The 14,015-nt window shown below is 73.8% G+C and carries 14 protein-coding genes; 11 read left to right on the top strand and 3 right to left on the bottom strand.

What is annotated here, in order from left to right; genetic code table 11:
• Positions 1–119: 119 nt before the first annotated feature.
• From ABDW61_RS12020 to orn, 3 genes are read right to left on the bottom strand one after another with little or no spacing between them, the layout of a single operon-like run.
• Entirely contained in the window at positions 120–2,420 is a 2,301-nt protein-coding gene (locus ABDW61_RS12020) for a hypothetical protein (RefSeq protein ID WP_343638912.1), read from the bottom strand.
• Complete coding sequence (locus ABDW61_RS12015) at positions 2,365–4,338, bottom strand: chorismate-binding protein (protein ID WP_343638911.1); 1,974 nt, start codon at positions 4,336–4,338, stop codon at positions 2,365–2,367. Before ABDW61_RS12015 ends, ABDW61_RS12020 begins: the two co-directional genes overlap by 56 nt.
• A gap of 54 nt (positions 4,339–4,392) precedes the next feature.
• A complete protein-coding gene (orn, locus tag ABDW61_RS12010) occupies positions 4,393–4,959 on the bottom strand; it encodes an oligoribonuclease (RefSeq protein ID WP_343638910.1) in 567 nt (188 codons plus the stop codon).
• Positions 4,960–5,333: 374 nt separating this feature from the next.
• Between orn and ABDW61_RS12005 the strand changes: the two genes are divergently transcribed.
• The 11 genes from ABDW61_RS12005 to cpaB all read left to right on the top strand — a co-directional run bounded on the left by ABDW61_RS12005 (position 5,334) and on the right by cpaB (position 13,963).
• Positions 5,334–7,028: a histidine kinase gene (locus tag ABDW61_RS12005; protein WP_343638909.1), complete on the top strand. Its 1,695-nt coding sequence runs from the start codon at positions 5,334–5,336 to the stop codon at positions 7,026–7,028.
• Positions 7,029–7,084: 56 nt separating this feature from the next.
• Positions 7,085–7,825, top strand: a complete 741-nt coding sequence (locus ABDW61_RS12000) for a response regulator transcription factor (protein ID WP_343638908.1) — start codon at positions 7,085–7,087, stop codon at positions 7,823–7,825.
• Positions 7,826–8,140: 315 nt separating this feature from the next.
• Positions 8,141–9,025, top strand: a complete 885-nt coding sequence (locus ABDW61_RS11995) for a phosphatase PAP2 family protein (RefSeq protein ID WP_343638907.1) — start codon at positions 8,141–8,143, stop codon at positions 9,023–9,025.
• Positions 9,026–9,039: 14 nt separating this feature from the next.
• Positions 9,040–9,705, top strand: coding sequence for an isoprenylcysteine carboxylmethyltransferase family protein (locus ABDW61_RS11990; protein WP_343638906.1), 666 nt, complete (start codon positions 9,040–9,042; stop codon positions 9,703–9,705).
• Positions 9,706–9,809: 104 nt separating this feature from the next.
• On the top strand, positions 9,810–10,355 hold the full coding sequence (locus tag ABDW61_RS11985; protein ID WP_343638905.1) for a response regulator: 546 nt from the start codon (positions 9,810–9,812) through the stop codon (positions 10,353–10,355).
• Between the two features lie 10 nt (positions 10,356–10,365).
• Positions 10,366–10,566, top strand: coding sequence for a Flp family type IVb pilin (locus tag ABDW61_RS11980; RefSeq protein ID WP_343638903.1), 201 nt, complete (start codon positions 10,366–10,368; stop codon positions 10,564–10,566).
• Between the two features lie 121 nt (positions 10,567–10,687).
• Complete coding sequence (locus ABDW61_RS11975; RefSeq protein WP_343638901.1) at positions 10,688–10,885, top strand: Flp family type IVb pilin; 198 nt, start codon at positions 10,688–10,690, stop codon at positions 10,883–10,885.
• Positions 10,886–10,982: 97 nt separating this feature from the next.
• Positions 10,983–11,162 carry a Flp family type IVb pilin gene (locus ABDW61_RS11970; protein ID WP_343638899.1) on the top strand — a complete coding sequence of 60 codons (180 nt, stop codon included), beginning with the start codon at positions 10,983–10,985 and terminating at the stop codon, positions 11,160–11,162.
• A 13-nt stretch (positions 11,163–11,175) separates the two neighbouring features.
• Positions 11,176–11,724: a prepilin peptidase gene (locus tag ABDW61_RS11965; RefSeq protein WP_343638898.1), complete on the top strand. Its 549-nt coding sequence runs from the start codon at positions 11,176–11,178 to the stop codon at positions 11,722–11,724.
• A gap of 14 nt (positions 11,725–11,738) precedes the next feature.
• Positions 11,739–13,103: an ATP-binding protein gene (locus tag ABDW61_RS11960; protein ID WP_343638896.1), complete on the top strand. Its 1,365-nt coding sequence runs from the start codon at positions 11,739–11,741 to the stop codon at positions 13,101–13,103.
• Positions 13,100–13,963 (top strand): Flp pilus assembly protein CpaB, encoded by an 864-nt coding sequence (gene cpaB / locus ABDW61_RS11955; protein ID WP_343638895.1) that lies wholly within the window; start codon positions 13,100–13,102, stop codon positions 13,961–13,963. The genes ABDW61_RS11960 and cpaB overlap by 4 nt, the downstream gene beginning before the upstream one ends.
• The last annotated feature ends 52 nt before the right edge of the window (positions 13,964–14,015 follow it).

Genomic DNA, 14,015 nt, shown 5'->3' with positions numbered 1-14,015 from the left:
CGCACGAAACGGTGAAGCCCGAGAGTATAGCGACTTTTCGAGTTTTCACCTAGCACGATTTCATCAGTGCCCCAGATCCCGCAGTTGCGCCGCGGTTCCCGCGGCGCCGGTTCGCCGAATCACAGGCCTTCGAGCAGCTTGGGCAGCGCCGCCATCAGCGCGTCGAGCTGATCGCCATCCAGCCAGGCCGGCGCGGCATCCAGCCAGTCGGGGAAGGCGACGCCGTCGCGCTGCGCGCGCAGCACGGCCGCGTCGAGCGACTCCTCGATCAGCAGCAGCGCCGCCGGCACGCCGCGCGCATCGCCGCCGCAGATCGCGTCGACGCGCTGCTCCAGCACGGCCGGCTGCCACGGCAGGTCCGCGTGCACCAGCGCGACGCGGTCGTCGGCCAGCGCACCGGGCTCGAGCCCGCCCAGCGCGTCATCGCTGGCCAGCAGCACGCCGGCCTCGGCGCCGCGCCAGGCGGACAGCGCGGCCTCGCGCGACTCGTCCGCGTCGCCGGCGCGCAGGCGCTGCGGCGGCAGGCGGCGCAGCTGCGGCGACATCGACAGGCTGTCCAGCAGCGTCTCCGAGCGCGCGCAGACCACCAGGCGCGAGGCCGCCGGCACCGCGCCCTGGATCCATTCGCGGCGCAGCGCCAGCACGGCCTCGGCCTTCGCGGCCAGCGCCTGGCGCGAGGCCGGCGGCAGCAGCGCGAGCGCCTCCAGCACCTGCTGCTGCTCGCTGCTCGACAGGAAGCGCAGCGCGCGCCAGCGCTCGGCCAGTTGGCGGAGCTGCTTCAGCGGCGCGGCCGGCAGGCTGGCGCCGTTCGCACCGGCGCCATCGAGCCACAGCGGCGTCAGCAAGGCGGCCGGGAGTTCGTCGAGTTCGCGTCTGCGGCGCGACAGCACGACCGAGGCGAGGGCCTCGCGCTTGAGCTTCTTGCCGGCATCGGCCGGCAGCGACTGCAGCCGCGCGAGCGGGCCGCGGCAGGCATCGTCAAGCCACTCGATCCATTCGCCGAGCCGCGCGTCGCCGAGCGGCTCCTGATGCGCGATCAGCAGCAGTTGCGCCGCCGGCAGCGCGCGCAGCGCGGCCAGTTGCCCGGCGTCGACCGCCTCGATGCCATCGACGACCAGCAGCGCCGGCTGCGCCTTGGCGGGCGGCGTCGCGGCCACCGTCACGGACTTCGCCTCGTCGCCGAGCCAGCGCTTCAGGTCGCGTTGCCATGCGGCGTGCGCGGCCTCGGGCGCGATGACCACGGCCGGCTTCACGCCGAAGAGCTCGGCCCACAGGCGGATCGCCGCGATGGCGGCGCCGCGCTGCCCCAGGCCCAGGTCGTCGGCGATCAGCGCGCGGCCGGCGCAGACGGCGAACAGTGCCGCTTCCCACGCGTGGACCGGCAATTCTTCGCGCAGCAGCGCGCGCATCGCGATGCCGTCGGCCATCAGGGCCTCGATGCGCTGCACGCGCGCCTGCGCATCGCGGCCGCAAGCGAGCTGCGGCCACACCGGCGCGTCCACGCGCAGCACCACACCCAGCGCGCGGGCGTCGCTCAGCACCTGCTGCAGCCAGGCATGGCCGCCTTCTGCGGCGCGGCGCTGCTGCTCGTCCAGGCCGTCCTGGTCGCGCAGCCGCTCCGGCACATCGCGGCCGCAGACCCACTGCAGGCCGCGCTCGGGGCCCGGCACCAGCCAGACCTCGGCCTCGCGCGCCGGCCAGCCGGCATCGAGCGCCCGATGCTGCGCCTCGTCGAACAGCGACAGCAGTTGCGCGCCATGCTCGCAAGTGCCTTGGGCGCGATAGCCGGCGCAATCGCAGCGCCAGGTGTGGCGGCCCAACAGGCGCAGGCGGAAGGTGCCGGCGGTCTCGGCGTCGCGCAACTCGTAGTCGCCGAACACGCCGTCGTCCTCGCGCGGGCCGAGCGTGAAGCGCGGCGGCTCGGGCGGCGCCTCCTCGATGACCGGCTCGGCCTTCGGCTTGCGGCGCCCCTTGCGGGCCGGCGCGGGCCCGGCGCCTTCCTCGCCTTCCTCGCGCTCCTGGCCTTGCACGGCCTGGACCGGCTCAGCAGCCGGCTCCACCGCAGCGTCGACTGCCGCCTCCACCGCAGCCTGAGGAACGCTCTGGACGGCGGCCGCGCGCTTGCGGGCTGGGCGCTTCTTCGGCGCGGGCGCGGGCGCCTGCGGCTCGGGGGCCGGCTCGGCCTCGGCCGGCGCGGCGGCCGCCACCTCGCCGAGAGCCACGCCGCCAGCGTCGGCCGCCACGGCCTTCGCGCGGCTCGCGCGTTTGCGCGCGGGCTTGGGCGCCTCGACGGAATCGGCCGCCACCTCGATCACGGGGTCGATCACGGGGTCGATGGCCGCCTCGGCCGGCAGCGCCGCCGCCTCATCCGCTCTGGTCTTGCGCGCCGCCGGGCGGCGCCGTTGGGAAGTCGTCGTCATGAAGGTCCTCGTGCCGCAGCCGCGCCTCGCGCCAGCCCCGGACACTGTTGAAGATGGCGAGCGCATGCGCCCGCCGCAGATCGTCCAGGGTCAGCCGCGCCTCGCGCAGCCGGCCCTGTTCCAGCAGCTCCTCGCGCAGCGTGCCGGGCAGCAGGCCGGCATCGGCGCGCGGCGTCAGCCACGGCCCGTCCGGCGCGCGTTGCAGCGCGAGGTTGGTCAGGCAGCCCTCGGTGAGCTCGCCGTCCCGGTTGAAGAGCAGCACGTCGAAGCAATCCGCCGGCTTCGCGTCCAGGAAGGCCTGGTACAGCTCGCGGCGGGTGGTCTTGTGCTGGATGAATTCGGCGTCGGCGCCGCGCGTGTCGATCGGCGCGGAGGCCAGCGCGACGCGCAGCGGGCCCGGGTCCTCGGCGGCCGGCAGCGGCTGCGCCGAATCGCTCAGCGCGCCATCGCGCGCCAGCGTCAGCCGCACGCGCCACGTGCCGCCGGGATGGCGCCGGGCGATCTCGACCAGCCGCGCCTTGACCGCGTCCGCCGACCAGGCCAGGCCGAAGTGCCGCGCCGTGCGCTGCATCCGCGCGAGGTGGCGCGCCGCATGCGCGAACTCGCCCTTCTCCAGCCGCATGGTCTCGAGCGCCTCGACCGGCGCCCGCGCCCGGCTCAGGAAGCGCGCCTTTGCGCACCATTCATCGATCTCGCCGCGCGGCTGCGAGTCCAGCGTGATGCCGCTGCCCACGCCGCAGCGCAGCGTGGTGCCGTGCTGCTCGACGGTGCGGATCGGCACGTTGAAGGTCGCCGCGCCGCCCGGTTGCAGCAGGCCCAGCGCGCCGCAGTACCAGCCGCGCGGCCCGGGCTCGAGGCCGTCGATGACTTCCATCGCGCGCTTCTTCGGCGCGCCGGTCACCGAGCCGCAGGGGAACAGCGCCGCCATCACCTCGTCCAGCGCGAGCCCCGCGCGCGTCACCGCGCCGATCGTCGAGGTCATCTGCCAGACCGTCGGCAGCGCATGCAGCTCGAACAGCCGCGGCACGCGCACCGAGCCCGTCACCGCCACGCGCGAGAGGTCGTTGCGCAGCAGGTCGACGATCATCAGGTTCTCGGCGCGCTCCTTGGCGCTGGTGCGCAGGTAGGCCTGGGCGGCCTCGTCGGCGGCGCGGTCGCGGCCGCGCGGCGCGGTGCCCTTCATGGGCTGCGCCGACAGCAGCCAGGTGTGGCTGGCCTGCGGCGTCTCCGGCAGCGGACGCCAGTCGAAGAACAGCTCGGGCGACACGCTCGCCACGCTGCCCGACGCGTTACCGCCCTCGCCTTCGCCTTCGCCTTTGCCCTCGTCACCGCCACCGGTGCGCAGGAACAGCGCGAAGCCGCCCGGCTGCGCCGCGTGCAGCGCGAAGAAATGCAACGCCGGGTCGAAGGCATCGCCCTCGCCGCCGAGCGGCAATGGCTGCGCGTCCAGCCGTGTCGTCAGGTTGACCTGATAGCAGTCACCGTCGCGGATGTAATCGCGGATGCGCTCGACCTGCGCCTGCTCGGCCTCATCCGCCTGGACGTCGCGCCAGGGCGTGATCGGGTGGGCGCGGCCCGCGCCTGCGGCGGCGAGCGCCTCGGGCCACGGCGCCGGCGCCTCATGCCAGACATGGAACTCCGCCAGCGGCGCCGCCCCCGCCGGCCGCGTGCGCAGCACCGGATCGAGCGCCCCCGCCGCCTCGTAGCGCAGCCCGCCCAGCACCCAGGCGCCGGCGCGCGCCGCGGCATGCGCCAGGCGCAGCACGGCGCGCAGGCGATCCGGATCGCGCGCGATCAGGCGCTCCGCCGGCGGCGCGAAGAAGGCGCCACGCAGGCGTTCGCCGTCCTCGCGCGCCAGCGGATGGCGCGGAAAGTCGAAGGCCGCCCACAGGTCCTGGGAGCGGCGCGGGATGTCCATCGGGGTCTCGGTCGCGCGGGTGCGCGGTGCTCGTGAAGGGGCCGGCCGCGGCGCTCAGTCCAGCTTCAGGAACTGCTCGCGGTAGTGGATCAGCTCGTCGATGGACTCGTGGATGTCGGCCAGCGCGGTGTGCTTCTGGGCCTTCTTGAAGCCTTCCATCGCGGACGGCTTCCAGCGGCGCGCCAGCTCCTTGAGCGTGGACACGTCCAGGTTGCGGTAGTGGAAGAAGTCTTCCAGCTTGGGCATGTAATTGGCCAGGAAGCGGCGGTCCTGGCAGATCGAGTTGCCGCACATCGGCGACTTGCCGGCCGGGACATAGGCCTTCAGGAAATCGATGACCTGCTGCTCGGCGTCGGCCTCGGCGATCGTCGACGCCTTGACGCGGTCGATCAGGCCGCTCTTGCCGTGCGTGCCCTTGTTCCAGGCGTCCATGCCGTCCAGCATGGCGTCGGACTGGTGGATCGCGAAGACCGGTCCCTCGACCCGCACCGTCAGCCGCGCGTCGGTCACGACGACGGCTATCTCGATGATGCGGTCCTTGTCGGGGAACAGGCCGGTCATCTCCAGGTCGATCCAGATCAGGTTCTGGTCATTCAGCGGCAGCACGGGGTTGTCGCTCATGGCGGCGTCCTTGTCTTCTCTTGAGGTCTGGCGGACCGGGGGCCCCCTCTTCGCAAGGAGCGCCGCCCGGCCGGCGGGAATGGCGCGGATTGTCGCAGCGTTGGCGGGCGTCCCGGGAACACCCCGCCCGTCAGCGCGGACGAGCGGCCGGCGCGGCCCGCCAGCCCCGTCCCCATGCGGGAAAACGCCGCAAAGTTGACGCGCCGCCACGGCGGGGCACCCGATCCCGGGGGGTACGGCGTACGGCGCCGGTGTCAGACTTGCCGCAAGCACGCCGCCCACCACGGCAGTGCCCAGAGGTCAACAACATGATGCGCGAGTCGTTGGACCCGTCCCTCGCGGACGGGATCGCCGGGCCTGCCGGAGCCGCCGGCGTGCGTGAGCCCGCCAGCCGGCCCGGCGCCCCCGCAGGGGCCGCTACCGCGGCGCCGGTCCGCCAGGTGCCGGGGCCGTCGGCCGAGATGCGCCGCTTCTCCGCGGGCCTGCGTGTCGTCACGGCGCTGATGTGCAGCCTGCTGCTCATCTCGAGCAAGCCCGCCGTCGATCTTGGGGCCGCCGTCACGATGCTGGTCTACATCGCCTGGGCGGGCCTGCTGATGTGGGCCGACGCCCGCGAGCGCCCCATCGTTCCCGGCCTGGCCGCCTACTGGCTGGACGTGGCCTGGGCCACGTCGATGATGTGGCACTTCAGCGTCGGCAACATGATGCTGATGCTGGCGCTGGTCCACCCGGTGGTGCTGGCGAGCATCGGCTACGGCGTCGGCCACGGGTTGCTGCTGGCCGCGCTGGGCACGGTGGCCATCGCGATCGATCCGGACACCGGGCGCGCGCCGCTGCCCACGGCCGAGGGACTCGGCGGCTACGCCCAGATCCTGCTGCTCGCGCTGATCCCGGCCGCCGCGCTGCTGGCCCGGCCGATGCGCGCGCTGCACCGGCGCATCGCGCTGATCGACGAGATCGAGGCCGGCCTCGATCCGCGCCGCGGCCTGGAGCCGATCTGCAGCGAGCTGGTCGAGCGCCTGCGCCAGGGCACGCAGGCCGACGTGCTCGCGCTGGTGCTGCCCAGCCGCTTCGGCGCGCCGGCCATGATCGCCAGCCGCGAGGACGGCGGCTTCCGCGCCCGGCCCGAGGTCCATCAGGCGCTGGAACAGCTGCTCGCGCAGACCGGTCCGCAGGCGCTGAGCTTCACCTCGCGCCGCTGGTGGGATCCGCGCCCGCGCATCCGCGTCCATGCCGGTCCGCGGCCCTCGCGCGCGCTGCTGACGCCGCTGGAATCGCTGGCCCGCATGCTCGACGTCGCCGGGCTGCACATCGCGCCGCTGACCCGCTACGACCGCCAGCACGGCCACGTCGTGATCGGCTATCACGGGCTGCGCGCGCACCGCCAGGACCTGCGCGCGCTGACCGACGCGATGCCCGAGCTGCTGCGCGTCATCGAGCAGGCCGGGCTGGTCGATCAGTTGCAGGACGAGAGCGCGTCGCATGAGCGCGCGCGCATCGGCCGCGATCTGCATGACAGCGCGATCCAGCCTTATCTCGGCCTCAAGTACGCGGTCGAATGCGTGGCGCTGCGCATCCCGGCCGACAACCCGGCCCGGGCGGAGGTCGACGCGCTGGCGGAGCTGGTCAATGCCGAGGTCGCCTCGCTGCGCGAGCTGATCTCGGGCCTGCGCACCGGCGCGCGCGGCGGCGACAACGCGCTCGTGCCGGCGGTGCGGCGGCAGGCGCGGCGCTTCGCGCTGCTGTTCGGCATCGAGGTCGAGGTCCACTGTCCGGAATCGCTGCCCAGCTCGCGCGCGCTGGCCGGCGCGATGTTCCATCTGCTCAACGAGGCGTTGAACAACATCCGCAAGCACACGCAGGCGCGCCATGTCTCGATCGCGCTGAGCGGCGAGGACGGCGCGGTCACGCTGCGCGTGAGCGACGACAGCGGCTCCGTCACCGGACGGCCCGCGCCGGCCTTTCATCCGCACTCGCTGCACGAGCGCGTCGCCGAGCTCGGCGGCACGCTGACGATCTCGCGCCGCGACGGCCTCGACACCGAACTGCTGTTCCGCATTCCGGCCTGAATCCCCAAGCCGGCCGCGTCGATGCGCGGCCGGACGATCGACGAAGGAGAACACCGATGAACCTCAGCGCACACCTGCCGGGCCAGACGCCGCGGCCGATCCGGGTCTTCGTCGCCGAGGACCACCAGATCACGCTCTGGGGCCTGCACCAGCTGATCGACGCGTCGCGCCCGCGCATGGAGATGGTGGGCTGCGCCTCGACGCTGGACGAGCTGCTGCATCACGACGGCCTGGCGCAGGCCGACCTGCTGCTGCTGGACCTGGACCTGGCCGGCGAGGACGCCTGCGCCGCGATGGAGGAACTGCGCCGCCGCGGCAAGGCACAGGTGCTGGTGCTGACCGGCGCCGACGACGCCACGCGGCATCGCAGCGCGGTGATGCGCGGCGCGCGCGGCGTGGTCCACAAGTCGGCGCCGGCCGCGACCATCCTGCGCGCCATCGAGTGCGTGAACGACGGCGAGGTCTGGCTGCACCGCGCGCTGATGGGCGAGGTGCTGGGCCTGCTGACCGACGGCGGCGCCGCCCGCGAGACGGCGCCGCGCGACCCCGAGGCCGAGCGGCTCGCGAGCCTCACGCCGCGCGAGCGCGACATCATCGGCGTGCTGCTGCGCCAGGCCGGCGCCAAGCTGCTGGCGGTGGCCGACACGCTGCGCATGAGCGAGCACACCCTGCGCAACCACCTCACCGCGATCTATTCCAAGCTGGGCGTGCGCGGCCGGCTGGAGCTGCACGTCTACGCGACGGCGCACGGCCTGGATCGCGAGCCCGCGCGCCCGGCGGGGGGAGCTTTGTCCTAGGCCGCCGGCGCGGCGCCTCCCTGGCGCCGGCGCGCACGCGCGCCCACCATGGGGCCATCGTTGCACGAGGCCGCCATGTCGATCCACCGCCTGCCGACGTCCCCCGGCACCCCCGGCACCCCCGCCGACCGCGCTGCCTCCGCGCATGCCGGCCCGGACCTCGTGTCCTCGCAGCGTCCCCGAAGCGCGAAGGTCGTGCCGATCCGCCCGGCGTCACCGACTCCCTCGCCGCTCTTTCCCTCGTCGCCATCGGACCCTGCGCCCACCGTCTCACGGGCTTTGCGCCCTGTGCTGTCGCTCGTCCGGCGCGAGCCCTTGCGCCCCGCCCTGCTGCTGACCACGCTGGTGATCGCGGCCGATGCCCTCGGGATCGCCTTTGGCGGCTGGCATCTGGTGGCGCGCGACTTCGCCGTGCTGGCCGCGGCTCTCGCGGCACTGGCACTGCCCTTGCTGGCGCCGCGTTATCGCCATGACCCGCGCATCGCGCCGGCGCTGCGATGCGCGGCGCTGCTGCTGGTGTTCCAGGCCGCGGCGGCCTGCCTCAGCTACCTGCTGATCGCGCTCGCGCCGCCGCTGACGGACGCCACGCTCGCGCGCTGGGACGCCGCGCTGGGCATCGACTGGCGTGTCCTGCGGCAGAGCCAGGCCGCGCTGCCGGCCCTCGCGCAGATCGTGCTGAGCGCGGCTTATGACAGTGGCCTGCCGCAGATCCTCGCCGTCGTGCTGTACCTGGGCTTCAGCGGCCGCGGCGACCGCCTGCACGATTTCATGAATCGCTACGCCGCCGTCACGCTGCTGGTGATCCTGCTGTCCGCGCCGATCCCGGCGGCGGGCGCCTTCAAGCACTTCGGCCTCGGCCCGGCCGCCGACCTCTGGCACTTCGAGGCGCTGCGCGACGGCGGCCTGCGCACGCTGTCGCTGCAGGCGATGCAGGGCTTGATCTCGATGCCCTCTCTGCATGCGGCGATGGCGGTGCTGCTGGCCCAGGCGCTCTTCGCGACGCCGCTGCGCTGGCCGGCGCTCGCCCTCAACGCGCTGATGCTGGCCGCGACACCGGTGCTCGGCGGCCATTACGTCGTGGACGTGATCGCGGGCATGGCGGTCGCGGCGGCCGCCATCGCGTGGCGCCCTTCCCGCCCTTCCCGCCCTTCCCGCCATCTCGGACCCTTCCGCTCTCCCCGCCCCACCGCGCCCCGCTGAACCTGGAGCCCGCCATGTCCATCCCCTTCGCCAGATCCATGACCGGCGTGAGCGCGGCGCCCCGCCGCGAGGGCCGCCTCACCGAATGGCTGCTGCGCAGCTTCGCGCTGCTGGCGCTGGCCTTCGTGCTGGCGCGCTGGGGCTACGCCTGGTGGCAGGACCCGGCGCGCGGCACGCTCCTGCTGTTGATCCTCTCGGAGGGCTACACGCTGCTGCTGGTGCTGCTGGCCCGGCGCGCCGAGCGCCGCGACCTGTCGATCTCCGCCATCGCCGCGACGCTCTACGCCACTGGCTTCGTCGTGCTGCTGTCGCCCTCGGGCACGCGCGCCTTCGCGCCGGAGTGGGCCGGCGCCGCGCTGCAATTGGCTGGCCTGGCCTGGCAGTTCGCCTCGAAGGTCACGCTCGGCCGCTCCTTCGGCCTGCTGCCGGCGCGGCGCGGGCTGGTCGTTCGCGGGCCCTATCGCATCGTCCGGCACCCGATCTACCTCGGCTACCTGATCGGCCACTGCGGCTTCCTGCTGGTCAACGCATCACCGCGCAATGCCGCCGTGCTGGCGCTGCTCTATGTCGCGCAGGTGGTGCGCATGCGCCGCGAGGAAGCCATGCTCGACGACCTGCAGGCCGAATACCGCGCCTATCGCCGCCGCGTGCCCTACCGGCTGATCCCCTTCGTCTACTGACGTCTCCGACGCCGCTCCGCCGCGCGCGGCGTGGGAGGAATCTCCCTCCCCGGCCGCCCGCAAGCTCCCGCGCCATGCGCGCCTTCGCTGCCTAGCATCGATCCATGAGCCCGCTGCCTTCCACTGTCAACGCCGTCACCGCCTCCGGCCCCTTCGGCGTGCTGCTGGTCGACGACCAGCAAGCGGTGCGCGACGGCCTGTCGCGGCTCATTGCCTGCTCGCCGCGCACGCTGCGCTGCCTGGGCGCCGTCGCCACGGGGGAGCAGGCGCTGCTCGCCGCCCGGCAACTGCATCCCGATGTCGTCGTCGTCGATGTCGACCTCAACGGCGAGGACGGCCTGGCGCTGCTGCCGCAACTGCTGATCCAGTCGCGCGTGCTGGTGCTGACCTGCCACGACGACAACGCCACGCGCGACCGCGCGCTGCGCCTGGGCGCGCAGGCCTTTCTCGCCAAGCACCTGCCGGCCGCCGAGCTGCTGGGCACGCTGGTGCGGCTGGGCGGACTCGGCCGCCCCGGCGCCGCGCCGCTGAGCGCCTTCGCGCCGCTGGAGGACGACGCGGCCCATGACAAAACTCCCCCCCGCCAAGGGTCAAGCTCCCCCCGCGACATGGCGCCTTCCTCCGCTGCGCGCCGTGACCGCGATGCCTAGAGTGAACGCCATGGACACGCCCCGCCACCCGATCCCCGCCGCCGCGATCGCCACCGCGCTGATGCGCGACGAGCGCGCCGCCACGGCGATCGAGTACGGCCTGATGGCCGCGCTGATCGCGGTGGCGATCCTGGGCGCGCTGACGCTGACCGGCTCGTCGCTGGCGGCGCTGTACCAGTACTGGTCGTCGGCCGTGGTGGCCGCGCTCTGACATGAACACGCACAGGACCGAAGACGCGCCTCGCCGGCCGGCGTCCTCCCCCAACAGGCCGGCAGGGTATGGATCCGACCCCGATGGATCTCCTTTCCTCCCCACTTCAAGGACTTTCATCATGCAACTGCTCCCCCTCTCCAAGGCCACCCGCGCACTGCAGCAATTCGTCCAGGACGACGAGGGCGTCACCGCCATCGAATACGGCCTGATCGCCGCGCTGATCGCCGTGTTCATCATCGGCTCGGTCACCATCGTCGGCTCCAAGCTGGCGGCGGTGTTCACCGCGATCTCGACCGCACTGACCGCGGCGCTGTGACGGCGCCGGCGCGGCCGTGCCGGCCCATGCCGGCCGCGCTTCTTCCAGGTCTTCCAGGTCCACCACCGGTTTCCGCTCCCTCCCCAGGAGATCCACCATGACACTGCTGCACCGCCTCCAGGCACTGGCCGGCGACGACGATGCCGTCACCGCCATCGAGTACGGCCTGATCGCCGCGCTCATCGCCGTCTTCATCATCGCGTCGGTCACGCTCGTCGGCTCCAAGCTCGACGCCGTGTTCACCGCGATCTCCACGGCGATCACCGCCGCACTCTGACCGGACCGCCGCCATGTCGACCCTGGTCTCCGCCCCCGTCACGCTGGCCGCCCTGGCGCTGGTGCTGGGCGGCGCCGTGCGCAGCGACCTGCGCGTGCGGCGCGTGACCAACCGCTGGCTGGCCTTCGGCCTGGCGCTGGCGCTGGGCCTGCATGCCGCGGCGCTGGCCGCGGGCAGCCCCGCTCCGGCCGGCGAGCGCTGGTGGTCGCCGCTCGGCGGCGCCGCCACCGGCCTGGCGCTGATGCTGCCGCTGTACCTGCTGCGCGCGATGGGCGCTGCCGACGTGAAGTTGATGGCGGTCGTCGGCGCCTTCGCCGGCGCGGCCACGGTCGCCGCGGCCGTGCTCTACACGATGCTCGCGGGCGGCCTGCTGTCGCTGCTCGCGATGCGCGACGCCAGCGTGCTGGCCCGCGTGATGGCCAGCATGAGAGCTCAGCGCCGCGCATCTTCGGCCCATGCCCCGGGTGCCTCGCCGCTGGCGCGCACCGCCGCGCGCCTGCCCTACGCGGTCGCGATCGCGATGGGCACGGCCATGGCGCTGATCGCGCCCCCGCTGATCTAGGACAGGACCGCCCCATGTCCCTGCTTCAATTCCCCCACGCCCCGGCCCCGCGGACCGCGCCGTCCGCCGGCGCGCTGCCCGCCGCGCCGCGCACGGTCGAGGAGACCGGCCTGTCGCCGGCCTTCCTCACCGACCTGCTGGCCAAGACGCTGCTGCAGGGCGCGACCGGCCGGCTGGTCGAGCTGGGCGCGCGGCTGTGCCTGGGCGGCGTGATCGTCGAGGCGCTGTGCCAGGCGATGCGCCGCGACGGCCTGCTCGAAGTGGCGCGCCGCGGCGCCCACGAGGCCGACGTCGAGTACGACCTGACCCTCGCCGGCCGCGCCCGCGCGCTGGATGCGTGCTCGCGCAGCGCCTACATCGGGCCAGCGCCGGTGCCGGCCGAGCTCTATGCCGAGCGCGTCGCGGCGCAGGCCGCGTCGCTGCATCCGGTCACGCTGCGCATCGCGCGCGAGGCCTTCGCCGGGCTGGTGTTGGCCGACGAGCTGGTCGACCGCCTCGGCACCGCGATGAACGCGCACCGGCCGATGCTGCTGCACGGGCCGGCCGGCTCGGGCAAGACCTACATCGCGCGCAGCCTGTCGCGACTGCTGCCCGGCCCGGTCGCGGTGCCGTACGCGATCAGCGTGCAGGACGAGGTGATCCGCGTCTTCGACCCGCTGGTCCACCAGCCGCTGGACGGCCCCGCGGCCAACCGCGGCGGCCTGGACAGCCGCCACCGGCCCGATGCCCGCTGGGTGCTGTGCGAACGCCCCGTCGTCGCCTGCGGCGGCGAGCTGACGCTGGAGATGCTGGACCTGGGCTTCGATCCGCGCGCCGGCTACTACGAGGCGCCGCCGCACCTGAAGGCCAACAACGGCCTGTTCATCGTCGACGACCTGGGCCGCCAGCGCGTCACGCCGCGCGAGCTGATGAACCGCTGGATCGTGCCCATGGAGCGCCGCCACGACCATCTGACGCTGCGCCAGGGCGCGCGCTTCACCGTGCCCTTCGAGATGATGCTGGTGTTCTCGTCCAACCTGTCGCCGCGCGACCTGGACGACGCCTTCCTGCGCCGCATCGGCCACAAGATCGAGGTCGGCCCGGTGGACGCCGCGTCCTACGGCCGCATCTTCGAAGCCGCCTGCGCCGACGAGGGCGTGCCCTACGACGCCTTCGGCCTGGTGCACCTGATCGACGGCCTGCACCAGCGCCACGGCCGCTCGCTGCTGGCCTGCCATCCGCGCGACCTGCTGCGCCTGGTGGCCAGCCGCGCGCGCTATCTCGAGGTCGAGCCCTCGCTCGACGCCGGCCTGCTCGACTGGGCCTGGCGCACCCACTTCGGCGACACGCCCGCCGCTTCTTCTTCCGCCACCGCCGAGCCGTCCAGGAGGCAGCCATGAGGTCACGAGGTCTGTTGATGCTCTTCATCGCCGCGATCGCCGGCCTGGCCGCGGTCGTCATGGCCGCGCGCTGGATGCAGGGCCAGAGCGGCAACCAGGGCCGCATCGCGATCGCCAACGCCGACATCGAGCTCGGCGGCCGCATCTCGCGCGAGATGGTGCGCATGGCCGACTGGCCGCAGGGCAGCGTGCCCGCCGGCGCCTTCGAAGACCCGGCGGCGCTGGAAGGCCGCGTGGTGCTGGTGTCGATGCAGCGCGGCGAGCCGCTGACCGAGGCGCGGCTGGCGCCGGTCGGCACCAAGGGCGGCCTGTCCGCGGTGGTGCCCACCGGCAAGCGCGCGATGACGGTGCGGGTCAACGACGTGGTCGGCGTCGCCGGCTTCGCGCTGCCCGGCACCTATGTCGACGTGATGGTCAACACGCAGGACGAGGGTGCGGCGCGCAACGACCGCGACCACTCGATCTCCAAGATCGTGCTCGAGCGCATCCTGGTGCTGGCCGTCGCGCAGGAGGCCGACCGCGATACGACCCGCCCCAAGGTCGTCAACGCGGTGACGCTCGAAGTCACGCCCGACGAGGCCGAGCTGCTGGACCTGGCGCGCAGCGTGGGCAACCTCTCGCTGGTGCTGCGCAACCAGACCGATCCCAAGGCCGCCAATGCCGGCCTGGGCGCGACCAAGGCGGCGCTGCTCGGCATGGCCGCGCGCGCGGAGCCCGCCGCGCCGCCGCCCGCGCCGGCCGCGCCCCGTCCCGCGACGCGCCGCGCCGCCGCGCCCGCCGCCGTGCCAGTCGCCGCCGTCGCGCGCACCGGCTGCGTCGAACTGATCCGCGGCCTGGACAAGGTCACCGAGTGCTTCTGACCGCACCGCCCCTGACCGCTCCCGACCGCCCCCCGACCGCGCCACGCCCGCC

Source organism: Roseateles sp. (genome assembly GCF_039595595.1).
In the GTDB taxonomy this organism is placed as follows: domain Bacteria; phylum Pseudomonadota; class Gammaproteobacteria; order Burkholderiales; family Burkholderiaceae_C; genus Roseateles.
The sequence above is the reverse complement of the archived record's forward strand: the minus strand, read 5'-3'. Positions and strand labels throughout refer to the sequence as shown.

Excerpts from the sequence above, each read along its gene's own strand:
- ABDW61_RS12020 (WP_343638912.1), bottom strand. The coding sequence starts at position 2,420 with ATGACGACGACTTCCCAACGGCGCCGCCCGGCGGCGCGCAAGACCAGA.
- ABDW61_RS12015 (WP_343638911.1), bottom strand. The coding sequence starts at position 4,338 with ATGGACATCCCGCGCCGCTCCCAGGACCTGTGGGCGGCCTTCGACTTT.
- orn (WP_343638910.1), bottom strand. The coding sequence starts at position 4,959 with ATGAGCGACAACCCCGTGCTGCCGCTGAATGACCAGAACCTGATCTGG.
- ABDW61_RS12000 (WP_343638908.1), top strand. The coding sequence starts at position 7,085 with ATGAACCTCAGCGCACACCTGCCGGGCCAGACGCCGCGGCCGATCCGG.
- ABDW61_RS11990 (WP_343638906.1), top strand. The coding sequence starts at position 9,040 with ATGTCCATCCCCTTCGCCAGATCCATGACCGGCGTGAGCGCGGCGCCC.
- ABDW61_RS11985 (WP_343638905.1), top strand. The coding sequence starts at position 9,810 with ATGAGCCCGCTGCCTTCCACTGTCAACGCCGTCACCGCCTCCGGCCCC.
- ABDW61_RS11980 (WP_343638903.1), top strand. The coding sequence starts at position 10,366 with ATGGACACGCCCCGCCACCCGATCCCCGCCGCCGCGATCGCCACCGCG.
- ABDW61_RS11975 (WP_343638901.1), top strand. The coding sequence starts at position 10,688 with ATGCAACTGCTCCCCCTCTCCAAGGCCACCCGCGCACTGCAGCAATTC.
- ABDW61_RS11970 (WP_343638899.1), top strand. The coding sequence starts at position 10,983 with ATGACACTGCTGCACCGCCTCCAGGCACTGGCCGGCGACGACGATGCC.
- ABDW61_RS11965 (WP_343638898.1), top strand. The coding sequence starts at position 11,176 with ATGTCGACCCTGGTCTCCGCCCCCGTCACGCTGGCCGCCCTGGCGCTG.
- ABDW61_RS11960 (WP_343638896.1), top strand. The coding sequence starts at position 11,739 with ATGTCCCTGCTTCAATTCCCCCACGCCCCGGCCCCGCGGACCGCGCCG.
- cpaB (WP_343638895.1), top strand. The coding sequence starts at position 13,100 with ATGAGGTCACGAGGTCTGTTGATGCTCTTCATCGCCGCGATCGCCGGC.